The following is a 17202-nucleotide window of genomic DNA, read 5'->3' on the forward strand; positions in this document are numbered from 1 at the left end:
ATGCGGCCATCTAACGGTTGCGCTAGACAAGGCCAGAGAACCCGATGGGCCGGCTGCGCACCGAACCACGCGATCATGAGCGCGACGATCGGACTTTCTAACAGTATCTAGTGATTACTCAAGAAACCTGAATATCGAGCTCACCTCCAGCCCGTATGCGTATTCATTCCCTGCTCTAGCAAAAACCGTAGGTTCCCCTGGGAACACCTCGGCACCACCAGCACATCTCCGCCGACGGATGCCGCAGCCGTCGCCGGACCCGGCAGTTGTGCACATCGGCTCCCAACCGAAATCTGATCTTGACCATCCGACGAGCCGGAATCGGATTTTTGCCGTACTGTGTTGTAGATCACCTTGTGTGGTCGGTCACAAGCTACGCCGGATGGCCAGTGCAGCCCACGCGGCGTCACCTACCGCGACCGGTGAGCAAATCAGGAGGTATCCATGACACGTAGCGACTTCGCGGAACTCCGGTACGCCGTAAACCAACTACGGCAGTCCATCGGAGTGTTGCGCGCCCACTACGGGGACGCGGGCACGATCCGTCGGCTGGAGAACGACCTGGAGCGGCTCTGCATCGATGCCGACGAGTTCGAACAGAGCCCGCCGCCACCAGTGGCCGGGCGCGCCCAGGAGCCCATCTACGTACCCGACAGCAAATCCGACGAATCGGCATGGATGGGCGCCCAAGACGAGGGGCTCGGCTTCCATTCGCGGCCGCGCACCCAGTAGCGCCACCGGGTTCACCACCGGATAACTGAACCTTCCGCCCCGCGCCGCAGGCCGGGGCGTCGAGAGCGGCCGGTCGCCGGAAAGGCGGCCGGCCGCTCGTGTTTGCGGCGTATTCACCCGACAAGATCGGCAGTAAATGTGTCGCAAATCACTACGCCTACGGGCCCTCGAGATTGCCCGGACCCGGCTCGACCGATAGCAACCCTGCCGTATGGTGCTCAGCATCACATTCGATCGCGGAGGTCTTCCGGCCTTCCGCACCGCCGATCAGTGAGGCATCGACCAGTGAGTGCCGCGACAACCACGACCGCTCCCGAATCGGGAACAGGTGTTTTCAGCAAGACCCGGGCCCGGATCAGCGCCCGCACCCTACGTACGGACCGATGGTGGCTACCGCCCCTGATCACGGTGATCGGGCTGGGCGCCTTCGTCGTCTACGCGACCGTCAGATCGTTCGTGCGCACCGCGTACTGGGTGCCCGACTATCACTACTTGACGCCGTTCTACTCACCCTGCCTGAGTACTTCGTGTGTCGAGGGCGCGAGTCATTTCGGCACGCCGTTCGGCGATCTCCCGATGTTCATTCCGCTCGGGTTCCTGGTGCTGCCGTTCCTGCTCGGGTTCCGGCTCACCTGCTACTACTACCGCAAGGCCTACTACCGGTCGGTGTGGTTCTCCCCGCCGGCCTGCGCCGTGGCCGAACCCCACGCGAAGTACACCGGGGAGACCCGGCTGCCGTTGATCATCCAGAACGCGCACCGCTATTTCTTCTATGCCGCGGTGATCATCTCGGTGATCAACACCTACGACGCGATCGGCGCCTTCCACGGGAAATCCGGTGGTTTCGGGATGGGCCTGGGCAGCCTGATCCTCACCGGGAACGTGATCCTGCTGTGGGCCTACACCCTGTCCTGCCATTCCTGCCGGCATATCGCGGGCGGCCGGTTGAAGCATTTCTCGGCCCACCCCGTGCGGTACTGGTTCTGGACCCAGATCTCCAAGCTCAACACCAGGCATATGCAGCTGGCCTGGATCACGCTCGGCACTCTCGTGCTCACCGACTTCTACGTGATGCTGGTGGCGAGCGGCACGATTTCTGATCTTCGCATCATCGACTGAGGAGTATGGACGGCTATGCCCGAAGTGGAACGGCACACCTACGACGTGGTCGTGATCGGTGCCGGAGGTGCCGGACTACGCGCCGTGATCGAGGCCCGCGAACAGGGCTTCTCGGTGGCGGTCGTATGCAAATCGCTGTTCGGCAAAGCACATACCGTGATGGCCGAGGGCGGCTGCGCGGCGGCCATGGGGAACGCCAACGAGAAGGACAGCTGGCAAACCCATTTCCGCGACACCATGCGCGGCGGGAAGTTCCTGAACAACTGGCGGATGGCAGAACTGCATGCGCTGGAAGCGCCGGACCGCGTCTGGGAGCTGGAAACCTATGGCGCCCTGTTCGACCGAACCCCCGACGGCCGGATCAGTCAGCGAAATTTCGGTGGCCACACCTATCCCCGGCTGGCCCATGTCGGCGACCGGACAGGTCTCGAACTGATCCGCACCATGCAGCAGAAGATCGTTTCGCTGCAGCAGGAGGATTATGCCGAAACCGGTGACTACGAGGCGCGGATCAAGATCTTCGCCGAATGCACCGTCACCGATCTGCTCAAGGACGGCGACCGGATCAGCGGCGCCTTCGGCTACTGGCGCGAATCCGGACGGTTCGTGCTGTTCGAAACACCGGCGGTGGTCCTGGCGACAGGCGGTATCGGCAAATCCTACAAGGTCACCTCGAACTCCTGGGAGTACACCGGTGACGGGCACGCGCTGGCCCTGCGGGCCGGGGCTCGGCTGATCAATATGGAGTTCCTGCAATTCCATCCCACCGGGATGGTCTGGCCCCCCAGCGTGAAGGGCATCCTGGTCACCGAGGGAGTGCGCGGGGACGGCGGGGTGCTGAAGAACACCGACGGCAAACGCTTCATGTTCGACTATATTCCCGCGGTATTCAAAGGCCAGTACGCCGAAACCGAGGAGGAGGCCGATCAGTGGCTGCGCGACAACGATTCGGCCCGGCGCACCCCTGACCTGCTCCCCCGTGACGAAGTGGCGCGGGCGATCAACGAGGAGGTGAAGGCCGGCCGGGGCACCCCGAACGGCGGCGTCTACCTCGATATCGCCTCCCGGCTGACCCCCGAGGAGATCACCCGCCGGCTACCGTCCATGCATCACCAGTTCAAGGAGCTGGCGGATGTGGACATCACGAAAGAACCCATGGAGGTGGGCCCGACCTGCCACTACGTCATGGGTGGTATCGAGGTCGACCCGGATACCGGCGCGGCGCACGTACCGGGTCTGTTCGCTGCCGGGGAATGTTCCGGGGGTATGCACGGCTCCAACCGGCTCGGCGGCAACTCACTGTCGGATCTGCTCGTGTTCGGCCGCCGGGCGGGGCTCGGCGCGGCCGAGTACGTCCGGCAGCTGTCCGGCCGGCCCGCGGTATCGGAGACCGATATCGCCGCCGCGGCGGATATCGCGCTCGCCCCGTTCGACCCGCCGGAAGGCGGTTCGGGTGAGAACCCCTACACCTTGCACACCGATATGCAGCAGACCATGAACGATCTGGTCGGCATCATCCGTAAAGACCAGGAGGTCCGTGAGGCGATCGCCCGGCTCGACGAGCTGCGGGAGCGGTTCGCCCACGTCACCATCGAAGGGCACCGGCAGTTCAATCCGGGCTGGCACCTCGCCCTCGATATGCGCAATATGTTGCTGGTCAGTCGATGCGTGGCGCAGGCAGCACTACTGCGCACCGAAAGCCGCGGCGGCCATACCCGCGACGACCATCCGGGCATGGACCCGCAGTGGCGCAACAAACTGCTGGTCTGCGCGATCGACGGCGAAGCGGCCGAAGCGGGTGTCCCCGATATCTCGGTGACCGAACTCGAACAAACGCCGATGCGGCCCGAGCTGCTGGCCCTGTTCGACTTCGGGGAGCTCGAGAAGTACTACGCCCCGGACGAACTCGCCGGGCATCCGGCGGCTCAGGACGGTACGGCCGGGCCGGGCCGTGAAGCGAAGACCGAGGAGGCGTGAGGCGATGAGTTACGACGCCCAGTTCCGCGTATGGCGCGGCGATTCCGAGACCGGGGAGCTCCGAGATTTCACGGTGCCGGTGAACGAGGGCGAGGTGGTTCTCGACATCATCCATCGGCTGCAGGCGACACAGGCGCCTGATCTGGCTGTCCGGTGGAACTGCAAGGCCGGGAAGTGCGGGTCGTGTTCGGCCGAGGTGAACGGCCGGCCGCGCCTGTTGTGTATGACCCGAATGTCCACCTTCACCCCCGAAGACGTTGTCACTGTGACACCGCTGCGGGCTTTCCCGGTGATCCGCGACCTCGTGACCGACGTGTCCTACAACTACGAAAAGGCGCGGGAGATCCCGTCTTTCAGGCCGCCGGCGGATCTGAAACCGGGCGAGTACCGGATGCAGCAGGTGGATGTCGCGCGCTCGCAGGAATTCCGCAAATGCATCGAATGCTTCCTCTGCCAGAACACCTGCCATGTGGTCCGTGACCACGAAGAGAACAAGGAATCGTTTGCCGGGCCGCGGTATCTGATGCGTATCGCGGAGCTGGAGATGCATCCGCTCGATGTGGCCGACCGCCGCGACGAGGCGCAGGAACAGCACGGCCTGGGCTACTGCAATATCACCAAATGCTGCACCGAGGTGTGCCCGGAGCACATCAAGATCACCGACAATGCGTTGATTCCGATGAAGGAGCGGGTCGCCGACCGCAAGTACGACCCGATCGTCTGGCTCGGCAACAAACTGTTCCGGCGCTGAGTACAGACGCGGCGACAGCGTTCACGAACGCTCGGGAGTGGTCACAGCATTGTGACCACACCCGTGGCCACCAAAGCCACGAGCACACCGATGAACAGTGCCGAAAGCACCGATCCGGTGAGTACGAACACCCCCACCGCAGCCGCCGCGAAGAGCAGCCCGACGATCAGCCACGCCACACCGTCGCTGGGCCCCAACTTGCGCAGCCGAGGATGGGAATTCTTGATTCCTCGGTCCACATATCGTTGTCTACCCGTTATACGACCTGGTAAACCCACCGTGATCGGGTCGTATCGGACGATTCACACGGCCCGGAGAGGTCACGGACGATCGAACTCACCGTCCCGTACGCCGGCCGTGAATGCCGCCCACTCCCCCGGGGTGAAGACCAGCACCGGACCGTCGGGATTCTTTCCGTCTCGCATACCCACATGACCTTCGGCGAGCATCGCGATCTCCACACTGTCCGAACTGGGCGCACCGTCCGGGGGGCTACTCAGCCATTCGGCGCCGGAAAGATCCACATTTGTACCGTTGTCGACGCTCATTCGGTTCTCCTCTGTCAGCCGCAATACGTTCCGTCGAGGGGCGGCGCCACCCGGCGCCGGTACCGAGCGCGATGCTACGCGCACGGACGGCCACACCGGTGCGGATAGCGGTGGTGTATCAGTGCAATGCGAATTCGATGCGGGCAAAACCACCGAATATCACCCGTTCCGGGAGGTTCTCGGCCTATGGTGAGCTGTTGGTCGTATATGCACACCCGGAAACCCACCGCGGGCAACAGGATCGCCGCGGGTTCACAAGGAGGTCGTGTGTGATGCGGTTGAATCTGAGTACCCAGATCCCCACCCTGCTCGACTGCGGGGACGATCCGGGAGACATGAGCGCCGAACAAGCGCATTCGGCGATGCAACTGCACTTGGACTGCACGGTAGATATGTGCCGGGTACGCCGCCGGGCCCGAGCGACACTGGTGGACTCCGGCCGCTGCGTCCTGGACAATCGCGCACTCCAATAGGTCACCCCACCCCCGCCGCCACAACCGCCACGACCCACCGGCCCACCCCAATGGTTCGGGGCCCGTCTCGTTCTGGAGCGACAGAGCGGTGCAGCGTTGCGGAGGAGCGTCGGAGTGAAGAACGAGACCCAAAGGGCCCCGAACCCCGCGCCGCCGAAGGCGGCGCCATAGATACAGCTCAGCGCCGGCTGTGGTCGGTGATCGGAGCGCGTGGGCCGAACCGCGGTTTCCGGGCCTGACCGCTGATCTCCAGTAACCGGATCGTCCGATAACGATGCGGACGCACCGGCTCGAGGAACTCGACCATCTCGGTATCGTCGATATCCCGGCCGAGCAGGGTCCAGCCCACCACCGATGCCAGGTGGAAATCGCCCACCGACAGGGCATCGGCATCACCGAACGCACGCTGCGCGGTTTCCGCGGCTGTCCACTCCCCTATCCCCGGGAGGGTTCGCAATTTGCGGGCGGCCTCCGCCGGCGGGAGTCCCGCCGTGCGCTCCAGCGAATCGGCCACCCGCGCCGCCCGTACGATGGTCTGCCAGCGTTGCGGACCCACATTGGCGCGGTGATAGCTCCATGAGGGTATTCGCGCCCATGTCGCGGCGTCCGGCGGAACCCGCATCCCCTCCGGTGCGGGGCCGGGCGCCGGATCACCGAAACGATGTACCAGTGTCCGCCACGCGGCATGCGACGACACGATGGTGACCTTCTGCTCCAGGATCGCCGGAACGAGAGCCTCGAACACCCGTCCGGTGCGCAGCATGCGCAAACCCGGGTGCCGCTGATGAGCGGCGGCGATCGTCGGGTGGATGGGCACGAAATCGTCCACATTCTCGTCCAGGCAGAACATCGAATCGAGCCGGTCCAGAAATTCCGCGGCGCCCGGGCCCCAGGCATCCGCCGTGACGATGTGGGGTGCGGTCTGGGTCAGCCGGTAGGTCACGGGCCCGGCCGGCATCCGCGATCCCCGCCAGTGCGCGCCGTCGCCGTCGATCTGATGGCAGGGGTCGGCGGGCCCGCGGCGTAACGGCGCCAGGGTATGCGCGAGGTGGACGGGCCCACCGGCCGTCAGCACACGGGTGGTCCGCACGGACTCGGCCGGGGATCCTGCGGATCGATGAGGCACTCCGCCATTGTGCCCGCAAAGAGAGAACTCGGTCGTTTCCTTGCCCGGTAACGACGGTGGTTTGCGGGACGATATGAACCGAGTTGAGCAAATATGTGGCTGCTGCCACGATTGGAGGGTTTCATGATCACCGAGGCACTCAATTGGATGCTCGATCTGTGGGGCAGTGTTTTCGCCGGTAGTTCCGGTTACGAAATCCAGCCGGGCACTCTGCCGTCCGGAAGCTGATCCCCGACAGCGGGTGACCGGGCGCCGGGCGCTCGGTCACCCGCGCGCACGGCCGAACCTTGGATATTTGAAATCACCAGTGGTCCAACAGGATCTGAGCGAGGTGCCGGCCGCGGACGGCAGCCAGCTGAGCAGCCTGGGTACGACACGAGAAGCCGTCGGCCACGAACACTGCATCCGGGGCTGCACTCGCCAGCGCCGGTAGCATTCCGTTTTCGGCCACCGACACCGATATTTCGTAGTGCCCCTGCTGCATTCCGAAATTACCGGCAAGCCCGCAACATCCTGCGATTTCGGTCACATCCATACCCATTCGGGCAAATATTCGGCGATCCGGCTCGAAGCTCAGAACGGAATAGTGGTGGCAGTGCGGTTGCACCACTATCGGGTGCTCGGGGCGGACGGCTGGACACCAATCCGGTTGCGCCAGCAAAAACTCGGCGAGCGTACGCACGGCGGCAGCGACCGGCCGGGCACGGACGTCGTCGGGGAGCAGCTCCGGTAGGTCGGCGCGCAGCGCGGCCGTGCACGACGGTTCGAGACCGATCACGAGGCCGCCGGCGCCGACATGAGCGTCGAGCTGGTCGAGAGTCCGCCGTAGCCGGGCCCGCGCCCCGTCCAATTGCCCAGTGCTGATCCAGGTGAGCCCGCAGCACACCTGCCGCTCGGGCAATACGACCCGGTACCCCAGCGAATTCAGCAACGTGACGGCGGCCTGCGCGATCTCCGGGTCGAAAGCATTGGTGAAGGTATCGACCCAGAGCATCACGATGCCCGCCTCCGGACCTCTCACCTGCTGTTGCGACGATTCCTTTCGCCAGATGCGGCGGAACGGGCGGGCGGCGAGCTTCGGCACCGGGCGCCGCGGGTCTGCGCCCGCCGCGCGCATACCCCAGCGGCGCAGCGGCTCCACCCGTGCCGCGGCGTTCACCGGACGCGGTAGGCGAGTCGCTCCGGCAAGCCAGCGCGGGAGCATACCCAGCGCGTAGTGGTCGCGCGGGCGGGGACGGCGCCGGTAGCGGCGGTACAGGGTCTCGGATTTGTAGGTGGCCATATCGACGCCCGCCGGGCAGTCGGTACCGCAGGCTCGGCAGGACAGGCACAGATCCAGGGATTCGGTCACCTCGGGCGCGGACCAGTCGAGTTCCCCCCGGACCACCTCTTGCAGCACCCTGGCCCGGCCCCGGGTGGTGTCCTTCTCATCGGCCGTCGCGAGATAGGACGGACACATGAAGCCGCCGGCCGCGCGGGTATCGGCCCGGCATTTGCCGACCCCCACGCAGCGATGCACCGCGGTGGACAAGTCGCCACCGTCGCGGTCGAGCGCGAAACCACCAGCGGGGGCCACCGGCCCCAGCCCGCGTAACCGGAGATCGGCATCGAGGGGCCGGGGCTGCACCAGCACTCCCGGATTGAGGACACCTGCCGGATCGAACAGTGCCTTGTAACCGGCGAAAACGGCGCGCGCCTCGGGCGAGTACATGATCTCCAGCAGCTCCGAACGGGCTCGTCCGTCGCCGTGCTCACCGCTCAGCGAACCACCGTGACGCACGACCAGATGCGCTGCATCGGTCAGGAATGCGCGGAAGCGGCCGGGCGCGTCGGCGATGGGCAGATCCAGCCGCACATGCATACAACCGTCGCCGATATGCCCGTAGAGCAACCCGTCGGCCTTGTGCTCCCGCGTCAGTTCCTCGAAATCCCGCAGGTAGGCACCCAACCGAGCGGGCGGCACGGCGGCATCTTCCCAACCGGGCCAGGCGGGCTGCCCGTCGCGGGTACGTCCGGCCAGCCCGGCACCGTCGGCGCGGATCCGCCACAGCGCCGCGGCGGCGCCGGGCTCGTCGATCACACGGACGTCGAGAGCACCGGTCGTCCGGCACAACCGGTCGCCGGCAGCCCGGGCATCGGCCGGGCTCGCACCCGCCAGTTCGACGAACAACCAGCCATGGCCCCGCGGAAGATCCGGTACGCGCCGGCCGTGGGCGCGCACCATATCGACCAGGCGCGCATCGATACCCTCGACTGCTACCGGCCCCACCGAGACCACCGCGGCGATATCGTCGGCCGCAGTCGCCAGATCCTCGTAGCCGAGGACGACGAGCAGAGTCGCGGCGGGTATCGGTACCAGCTCCACTTCGGCTTCCAGCAGCACACCGCAGGTGCCCTCGGTACCGACGAAGGCGCCGGCGACCGAATTACCCCGCTCCGGAAGCAGGTACTCCAGACCGTAGCCGGAGGCCTGCCGCTCGAACCGGCCCAGATCGGTGCGCAGAACCGCGAGCGAGGCGCTGGTGAATTCGGGTAATCCCGGCACCGCGGCCAGATCGTCGGCGAGCCGGCGCTCGGCCCCGGTTCCGTCGAGAATCCGCAGTTCACGAACCCGATCAGAGGTCCGTCCCCACGCGATGGCATGTGGACCGCAGGCGTTGTTGCCGATCATCCCGCCGAGAGTGCAGCGGTCCTGTGTCGAGGGATCCGGACCGAACCGCAAACCGTGCGCACGGGCCCGGCGTTGCAGATCGGTGAGCACGACACCGGGCTGCACCCGGGCGGTATGACGTTGCGTGTCGATTCCGGCGATACCGTTCATGTACCTGCTGAAATCACAGACGATACCGGGCCCGACGGCATTACCGGCCACGGAAGTCCCACCGCCGCGCGGGGTGAAGGGCACACCCTCGCAACGGGCGAGCTCCAGCGCAGCCGCCACATCGGCGTCCCCGCGAGGAAACACGACGACTTCCGGCAGCACCCGATAGTTCGACGCATCGGAGGAGTACTCCACCCGGCGGCGATGAGAGATATCCACCGCATCCGCACCGAGCCGGGCACGCAGCTCCCGCGCGAGCACATCCCGCCGCCTGTCGTGGTCGGTCACGACGACCAGCCTAGGCCGTAGTGCACGACGAAGGGCCGGCCCGACAAGCCACCCGATGGAAGGCCCTCCGAGACCGGACAATCCCCGAGGCCCGGACGAAACGGCCGAGGCTTGCCGCGATATCGAGCGAATTGTGCTGGTCCCGCGGATCCGGCCGGTGCCGACGATCGGAGCGCAGGCACGGCGCGGATCAGGAGTCGCCGAGGTCTCGTTCGACGGAGCGCACGGTGCCCTGGGCGAGCGCGCACTGCACCGGGTCGGACCCCTCCGATTCGGCGGTGATCACGCAGTTCACCACGGCTTGGCGCCGGGTGGATCCAGCGACCGTGGCGACGGCCCGCAGGCGGTCGCCACGGGCAGGACGCAGGTAGGTGACCGAGAAACCGCCGGTGAGCACATTCGCGCCGAGTACAGTTCCGGCGGCGAAGGTGATCGCGTTATCGGCCAGGTAGGACAGCACGCCGCCGTGGACATAGCCGAACTGCTGGGCGAGTTCTGGGCGGACCGGCACGATCAGGGTCGCTGCACCGGTTTCGAAGGCGGCCAGCTCGGTGCCGACCAGATTCGCGAACGGCTGGGCGGCCAGCACTTTCGCGGCCATGTCGAAATCGAGGGGGGCTGGATCGGACATCTTCGCCTTTCGGTCGGTGAACGAGTATGCCGCGCGGTGGCTCGGTGAAACACCACTGAATCGAGCCGTGCCGGGGCGGCGCGTCCAGTCTGCCTCCCGGCGGACCTGAGGGCTCGTGCAATGCATGGAGCCTGCGCATGCCTCCGGATAGTCCGGCGAATACGCCGCCCACTCCGGGCGACATCCACCTTGTTGTCACCCCGGAGGAGTAAGACTGCAGACGTGGCCAGATGGCTGTTGCATGTCGACCTCGACCAATTCCAGGCCGCGGTGGAATTCCGGCGGCATCCCGAACTGCGTGGACTGCCGGTGATCGTGGGCGGAAACGGCGACCCCGAGGAACCTCGCAAGGTCGTGACCTGCGCGTCCTACCCGGCTCGGGCATACGGGGTCCGCGCCGGGATGCCGCTGCGGACGGCGGCGCGCAAATGTCGCGAAGGGGTTTTCCTGCCCCTGGATCCGCCCAGCTACGACGAGGCTTCCGAGCAGGTCATGGCGCTGCTGCGTACCTTTACCGATCAAGTGGAGGTGTGGGGCTGGGACGAGGCGTTCGTGGCGGCCGAGACCGATGACCCGGAAAGCCTGGCGACCACGATCCGCGCGGAGGTCGCCGAACTCGGCTTGACCTGCGCGGTGGGTATCGGGGACAACAAGCTCACCGCCAAACTGGCCACCGGTTTCGCGAAATCGGTCGGCAAATCCGCCGATGCGCCGGCCGAGCAACTGGGAGCCCACACCGGCATGTTCCGGTTGACGGCGGCGAACTGGTCGCAGGTGATGGCGCATCGGCCGACGAACGCGCTGTGGGGAATAGGTACCCGGATCGCGGCCCGCCTGGCCGAATTGGAGATCCACACCATCGGCGATCTGATGGCCGCGGACCGGGCCGTGCTGGCCGCCGAGTTCGGGCCCAGCAACGGCCCGTATCTGTGGGTCATGGCACGTGGGGCCGGCGATACCGAGGTGGTGACCGCACCGCCGCCACCGGTGGGCCGCAGCAAATCGGAGACCTTCCCGCGCGACCTCACCGAGCGCGACGAGATGCGCGAGCAGGTCGCCCGGCTGGCTTCGGACGTCGCCGCGGAGATCGCCGCGGCGGGCCGGATCGCAGTTCGGGTGGCGGTCACGGTGCGGACCAGCACCTTCTATACCCGCAGCAAGCAGTCGAAACTCGCCGAACCCACCACGGATGTGGCCACGATCGTCGAGACCGCCTTACGCATTCTGGACCGGTTTCCACTGGACCGTCCGATCCGGCTCCTCGGTGTCCGGCTCGAACTGGCGCCTGTTCCCGACCCGCCGGCTTGACCTAAATAATGGTTGAGCTTTTAGTGTCGGTGCACTGGAGTTGAATCGGGCTCCGGAGCGGAAGGACATGTCGGATGAGCATGGAATCGGTTGCCTGGGATCAGATGTATCGGCGGATGCACGCCCCAGAGGAACAGCGGGCGTTCAGCCTCGCTACAGCGCGGCGCATCGCGGCATTCGCGCGATCGCACCGGCGCCGGATGGGCGCGTTCCTGATACTCAGTGTCGTTGCGGCGGTTCTCGCGGTGGCCACACCGCTGCTGGCGGGCCGGGTGGTCGACGAGATCATCGACGGCTCCACCACCCGGATGGTGATCATGCTGGCCCTCGCCATCGCCGGCCTCGCCGTTCTCGATGCGGGGCTGGGGCTGGCGATCCGGTGGCTGTCGGCCCGCATCGGGGAGGGACTGATCCTCGATCTGCGCACTGCCGTGTTCGATCACGTACAGCGCATGCCGATCGCGTTCTTCACCCGGACCCGGACAGGTGCCCTGGTCAGCCGCCTGAACAACGATGTGATCGGGGCCCAGCGTGCCTTCAGCGACACTCTCTCCGGGGTGGTCGCCAATCTCGTGACCGTCCTACTCACACTGGTGGTGATGCTCCAGCTGTCGTGGCAGATCACGTTGCTGGCCCTGCTGCTGCTGCCGGTCTTCGTGATACCGGCCCGGCGGATGGGTGACCGGCTGGCCGATATCCAGCGCGAGGCAGCCGGACACAACTCGGCCATGAGCACCCAGATGACCGAACGTTTCTCGGCACCGGGCGCGACCCTGGTGAAACTGTTCGGCCGGCCGGATCAAGAGTCCGGCGAATTCGCGCTGCGCGCGCGGCGGGTGCGCGATATCGGGGTACGCACCGCCATGCTGCAAACCGTGTTCGTCACGGCGTTGACACTGGTCTCGGCCCTCGCGGTGGCACTGGTGTACGGCCTGGGTGGCTGGTACGCACTGCGCGGGCAGCTCGACGCCGGCGCAGTCGTCGCGCTCTCGTTGCTGCTGACCAGGCTGTACTCGCCGCTCACCGCGCTCGCGAGCGCAAGGATGGAGGTCATGTCCGCCCTGGTCAGTTTCGAGCGCGTCTTCGAGGTCCTCGACCTCGAACCGCTGATAGAGGACGCACCCGATGCGCGGCCGGTTCCGGCCGGCGGCGTCGCGGTGGAATTCGACGATGTGCGCTTCGGCTACCCCGCGGCGGACAAGGTTTCGCTGGCTTCGCTCGAGGAGGTCGCGACCCTGGACACCCGGGGTGGCGAGGAGGTGCTGCACGGAATCAGCCTCAGCGCCGAACCCGGTGAGCTCATCGCCCTGGTGGGATCATCCGGTGCCGGTAAATCGACCATCGCCCAGCTGGTTTCGCGACTCTACGACGTGGACTCGGGCTCGGTACGGCTGGGCGGCACCGATGTTCGCGAGTTGAGCACGGCCTCGATCCGGGAAACGGTGGGCCTGGTAACCCAGGACGGGCACCTGTTCCACGACACCATCCGGGCCAACCTACTGTTGGCCGCCCCCGAAGCGGACGAGGAGCAGTTGTGGGATGCGCTCGGCCGCGCGCGGCTACGCGATCTGATCGCCTCGCTGCCCGACGGCCTGGACACCGTGGTCGGTGAACGCGGCTATCGGCTCTCCGGCGGCGAACGCCAGCGTCTCACCATCGCCCGGCTTCTGCTCAAACAGCCGCGGGTAGTGATTCTCGACGAGGCCACCGCTTCATTGGACTCCACTTCCGAGGCGGCGGTGCAGGCAGCGCTGAGCGAGGCATTGCAGGACCGCACTGCCCTGGTGATCGCACATCGGCTCTCCACGGTGCGCGCAGCGGACCAGATCCTGGTGGTGGAAGCGGGACAGATCGTGGAGCGCGGAACACATCCGGAACTGCTGGCGGCGGACGGCCGCTATGCCGAGCTCTACCGCACCCAATTCGCCGGCGCACCGGAACCGGCCGCAGTGTGAGCCGCGCCCGCCGTGCGCTGAAGTGTCCACGAGAGTGCGGCAGAGTGGTCACCCAGGCGTGGAACCACCGGTACGGCACTTACTCGACCCGGAAGGTTCGGGTATGCCGGCCGGTGGCGCCGTCGGGTACCGGATCGGCCCGCTGTTCGGTCTGTACGCGACCTTCCCCGTCGGTGGCGCGGACCCGCAGGGTGTGGTCGCCGGGGACCGCGTCCCAGCGCCAGGTCCACTGCCGCCAAGTGTCCGAGGAGTATTCCGGCGCGAGCTCGGCAGGCTGCCACGGTCCGTTGTCGACCTGGACTTCGACAGCGGCGATACCGCGTTGCTGCGCCCAGGCCACACCGGCGACGACGGTCGGCCCGGGTGCGATCTTCGCGAACGGGGCGGGTACGTCGATTCGTGAGGCGGTTTTGATCGGGCCGCGCGCAGACCAGCCGCGCCGGGTCCAATACGCCTGGGCCCTGTCGAATCTGGTGACCTCCAGATCGACCACCCATTTGGTCGCGCTCACATAGCCGTAGAGCCCGGGGACCACCAGCCGGGCGGGATATCCGTGCTCGACCGGCAGCGGGGCCCCGTTCATCCCGACGGCCAGCAGCGCGTCGCGACCGTCGGTGAGGGCCGCCACCGGTGTTCCCGCGGTGAATCCGTCGGCGCTGGTGGACAGCACCATATCCGCGTCAGGACGAACCCCGGCCTCGGCGAGCAGGTCTGCCAGCGGGTATCCGATCCAGCGAGCGTTTCCGACCAGGTCGCCGCCGACCTCGTTGGAGACACAGGTGAGGGTGATCATCTTCTCCACCGCGGGCCGGCGGCGCAGCTCGTCCATTGTCAGTTCGATCTCGCGATCCACCATTCCGTGGATCCGCAACCGCCAGTCTTCGCTGGTCACCGCGGGAATACGCAGGGCAGTGTCGATCCGGTAGAACGTCTCGTTGGGTGTGACGAATTCGGTGAGACCGCGTACCGGCGGATCGGTACCCGGTGGTGGCGGGGCAGCCGCTGTCACCGGACGCGGCAGCACGAAACGCTCCAGATCGGCGGTTACGGCCCGCATCCGTTCACCGACCCAGCGTCCGGCGGCCGCGCTCCCGGCCGCCACAACGGCGGCACCGGCCACCAGCACCAGGAACCGGCGCCGAGACGGGTCGTCGGCCGATACTTCGTCCGCGGGCTTCGGATCCGGGGCGCGCGCTATCAGAAAGCGCAGGGTGACAACACCCGCCGCAGCACCGAGCAGGATCGGAATCGCGAACACCGGAGTCGCGGTGGGCCGGCCCAGCACGGCCACGCAGACGATGAGCCCGAAGGCGATCAGCAACGCACTTCCGTAGGGCCGCCGCCGTTCCAGCAGGCCCACCACGACGGCGAGCACGGCCATCACCACCGCCATCGATGCGAACAGCACGGCTTTGTCAGCGGTGCCGAACTGTTCGATGGCGAACTCACGCACCGCTTTCGGTGTGTGGTCGACCACGGTGGCGCCGGTCGAGACGAACGGTGACGCGTCCGGATCGATCAGTCCGGCGATCAGTTCCGCGATACCGAGCACCATCCCGGCGGCCACGAGACCGCACAAACCCGCCGCTACCGCCCCGGGAGTGGGGTCGGCCGCCGACGCCCGGGGTCGTTGCGCGATCCCGGCCGGGTCCGGTACGTCCTGCATCAGCACCCTCGTTCCGCCATCGGGCCCCGGCGGGCCCGCCTGCCTCGGTGTTCGTCGTACTACCCAGGTGCGGATGGTGTCATTGCGGGCACGGTTCGGGAAGATGCGCGGGCACAGCGTCACCGAACCGTCAGGAATCGGCGGCCGGCCTTGGCCACGCAGTGACCCGGCCGGACACGGAAAGCAGGTGCCCTGTTTCTCGCCGGAGCCGACCGGGTGGCTCACCCCAGCGCGACCGCCCCGAGGGGTGTGCTGGTCGGGGCGGGCGATCCGCCATCGGGTTCGAGCGTCACCGCGAGCTGTTCGGAACCGGTGAACTCGGTGACATAGGGTGCGTTCGCCGCAGGCAGCTCGGCCAGCACCCCGGCCGGTTGCGGAACACCGGTCGCATCGATCAACCACAACTGGTAGTCGCTGCCGTCCGGTGGGGCCGGTACGGCATCGAAGGCGACGGTGACCGCGCCCAGTTCGGCGGAAAAGTGCACTGTGAGGGTCCCGCCGGCACCGATAGGGGTGGTGGATGTGCGGGCGTCGGGCTGCGCGAGAATCTGCTGCGCGGTGACGGCTCCGCCCGGTTCGTCTCCGGTCTGCCGGCCGAGGACCCCGAAACCGATACCGATGGCCACCACCACCGCGGCCGCGGCCGCAAGTCCCGACAGCCGACGCCGGCGCCGACGGGCTCGGGCCAGTTCATCGGCGTCCGCGGGTCTGCCGCCAGGGTCGGATACTGCTGCATCTGCCCGCGGATCCTGCGGCTGCCTGGATGGCGACAGTTCACCGGGACCGGGTCTGCGCGCACCGGTGTGTACATCCGAACGTGCGCCGGGGCGGGAGCCGAGGGCGGCGAGTATGCGCGCCTCCACCGAGGCGGGCGGTTCTTGCGCGTCGAGCACCGATAAGGCGCCCATCGCTTCGCGGACATCGCGTACGACACTGTCGAATGCGCGGACAGTGCCCTGATCGGCGGCGCGCAATCGTTGTTCGATATCGGCGCTCTCGACCGCCGAGACGGCGTCGAGTGCATAGGGGAAGGCCAGGTCCACTAGGTCACCGTGGTTGTCCGGCGAATCGGGCGGTGAAGTATCAGGCATCGGAGACAACCCCTGAGAGGCAGTTCTGGAGCCGTTTCAGACCGTCGCGGATGCGGCTCTTGATGGTGGGCAGTGGGGATTCGAGCTGATCGGCGACCTCACGGTAGGTGCGCCCGCTGTAGTAGGCGAGCGCGACCGCCTCCCGCTGCGTGGCGGTGAGCACCTCGAGGCAATCGCGGACAGCCTGCTCGTCGAACTTTTGGTGCACCGTTTCGGAGACGATGTCATGGTCGCGTCCCAAATGGGTGTGGCCGTAGACGACATCCCGGACGGCGGCCGATTCCTCGGCGCGGACCCGGTCGACGGCTCGCCGGTGGGCGATCATCATCAACCATCCGATCGCGCTCGCCCGCGCCGGGTCGTAGCGAGCGGCGGCCGACCACACCTGTAGATACACCTCTTGGGTGGCTTCTTCGGCCGCCGCCGGGCTGCGCAGAATCCGCCGCGCCAGCCCGAACACCCGAGGACTGGTCTCCCGGTAGAAGAGGGTGAACGATTCTCGGTCACCGTTGCCGGCCGCCTGCAGCAGATCGGCGAGCCGGCGCTGGGTTGCGCCGTCGTCGTGGCCGGCGCGGCGGGCGGGGCAGGCCGCCCCGTCTTCAGTACCGGCATGCTCCGCGTCGACGCTGCGGAGCCGGATCGCCCCGGAGCCGGATTCCGGCCACTTCGTCATGATCGTGCCCTCGACTGCATGGCAAGGTGTTCGCCACCCGCGG

15 protein-coding genes are annotated in these 17202 nt (G+C 66.9%); 7 read left to right on the forward strand and 8 right to left on the reverse strand.

Going from position 1 to position 17202, the window contains the following annotated elements; translation table 11 throughout:
• Positions 1-444: 444 nt before the first annotated feature.
• The 4 genes from NS6_RS21970 (at position 445) to NS6_RS21985 (ending at position 4579) form a co-directional block, all read left to right on the forward strand.
• Positions 445-732: an Rv0250c family protein gene (locus NS6_RS21970; RefSeq protein ID WP_033246586.1), complete on the forward strand. Its 288-nt coding sequence runs from the start codon at positions 445-447 to the stop codon at positions 730-732.
• Between the two features lie 285 nt (positions 733-1017).
• Complete coding sequence (gene sdhC / locus NS6_RS21975; RefSeq protein ID WP_068044706.1) at positions 1018-1851, forward strand: succinate dehydrogenase subunit SdhC; 834 nt, start codon at positions 1018-1020, stop codon at positions 1849-1851.
• Between the two features lie 15 nt (positions 1852-1866).
• Positions 1867-3828, forward strand: a complete 1962-nt coding sequence (locus NS6_RS21980; RefSeq protein ID WP_068044708.1) for a fumarate reductase/succinate dehydrogenase flavoprotein subunit — start codon at positions 1867-1869, stop codon at positions 3826-3828.
• Between the two features lie 4 nt (positions 3829-3832).
• Positions 3833-4579, forward strand: coding sequence for a succinate dehydrogenase/fumarate reductase iron-sulfur subunit (locus tag NS6_RS21985; RefSeq protein ID WP_068044710.1), 747 nt, complete (start codon positions 3833-3835; stop codon positions 4577-4579).
• 41 nt (positions 4580-4620) lie between these two features.
• On the opposite strand, the gene NS6_RS21990 is transcribed toward NS6_RS21985, so the two are convergent.
• Complete coding sequence (locus tag NS6_RS21990; protein ID WP_068044712.1) at positions 4621-4818, reverse strand: hypothetical protein; 198 nt, start codon at positions 4816-4818, stop codon at positions 4621-4623.
• An 81-nt stretch (positions 4819-4899) separates the two neighbouring features.
• Entirely contained in the window at positions 4900-5127 is a 228-nt protein-coding gene (locus tag NS6_RS21995; protein WP_068044715.1) for a DUF397 domain-containing protein, read from the reverse strand.
• A gap of 272 nt (positions 5128-5399) precedes the next feature.
• Between NS6_RS21995 and NS6_RS34890 the strand changes: the two genes are divergently transcribed.
• Positions 5400-5600 (forward strand): hypothetical protein, encoded by a 201-nt coding sequence (locus NS6_RS34890; protein WP_068044874.1) that lies wholly within the window; start codon positions 5400-5402, stop codon positions 5598-5600.
• Positions 5601-5778: 178 nt separating this feature from the next.
• Here the strand turns inward: NS6_RS34890 and NS6_RS22005 are convergent, their stop codons facing one another.
• The 3 genes from NS6_RS22005 to NS6_RS22015 form a co-directional block, all read right to left on the reverse strand.
• Positions 5779-6690: a DNA-3-methyladenine glycosylase family protein gene (locus NS6_RS22005; RefSeq protein ID WP_068044718.1), complete on the reverse strand. Its 912-nt coding sequence runs from the start codon at positions 6688-6690 to the stop codon at positions 5779-5781.
• A gap of 337 nt (positions 6691-7027) precedes the next feature.
• On the reverse strand, positions 7028-9835 hold the full coding sequence (locus tag NS6_RS22010; protein WP_068044720.1) for an FAD-binding and (Fe-S)-binding domain-containing protein: 2808 nt from the start codon (positions 9833-9835) through the stop codon (positions 7028-7030).
• 190 nt (positions 9836-10025) lie between these two features.
• Positions 10026-10466 (reverse strand): PaaI family thioesterase, encoded by a 441-nt coding sequence (locus NS6_RS22015; RefSeq protein ID WP_068044723.1) that lies wholly within the window; start codon positions 10464-10466, stop codon positions 10026-10028.
• A 222-nt stretch (positions 10467-10688) separates the two neighbouring features.
• Here NS6_RS22015 and NS6_RS22020 point away from each other — a divergent pair, with 222 nt between their 5' ends.
• Positions 10689-11774 (forward strand): DNA polymerase IV, encoded by a 1086-nt coding sequence (locus tag NS6_RS22020; RefSeq protein ID WP_068044725.1) that lies wholly within the window; start codon positions 10689-10691, stop codon positions 11772-11774.
• Positions 11775-11848: 74 nt separating this feature from the next.
• Complete coding sequence (locus NS6_RS22025) at positions 11849-13729, forward strand: ABC transporter ATP-binding protein (protein WP_068044727.1); 1881 nt, start codon at positions 11849-11851, stop codon at positions 13727-13729.
• 79 nt (positions 13730-13808) lie between these two features.
• Here the strand turns inward: NS6_RS22025 and NS6_RS22030 are convergent, their stop codons facing one another.
• From NS6_RS22030 to sigK, 3 genes are all read right to left on the reverse strand, one after another.
• On the reverse strand, positions 13809-15284 hold the full coding sequence (locus tag NS6_RS22030) for a molybdopterin-dependent oxidoreductase (protein WP_068044875.1): 1476 nt from the start codon (positions 15282-15284) through the stop codon (positions 13809-13811).
• A gap of 332 nt (positions 15285-15616) precedes the next feature.
• On the reverse strand, positions 15617-16486 hold the full coding sequence (locus NS6_RS22035; RefSeq protein ID WP_084471295.1) for an anti-sigma factor: 870 nt from the start codon (positions 16484-16486) through the stop codon (positions 15617-15619).
• Positions 16479-17159, reverse strand: a complete 681-nt coding sequence (gene sigK / locus NS6_RS22040; RefSeq protein WP_068044731.1) for an ECF RNA polymerase sigma factor SigK — start codon at positions 17157-17159, stop codon at positions 16479-16481. Before sigK ends, NS6_RS22035 begins: the two co-directional genes overlap by 8 nt.
• Positions 17160-17202: the final 43 nt, after the last annotated feature.

Origin of the sequence: Nocardia speluncae NBRC 108251 (assembly GCF_001613245.1) — a bacterium.
GTDB classification, from domain to species: domain Bacteria; phylum Actinomycetota; class Actinomycetes; order Mycobacteriales; family Mycobacteriaceae; genus Nocardia; species Nocardia speluncae.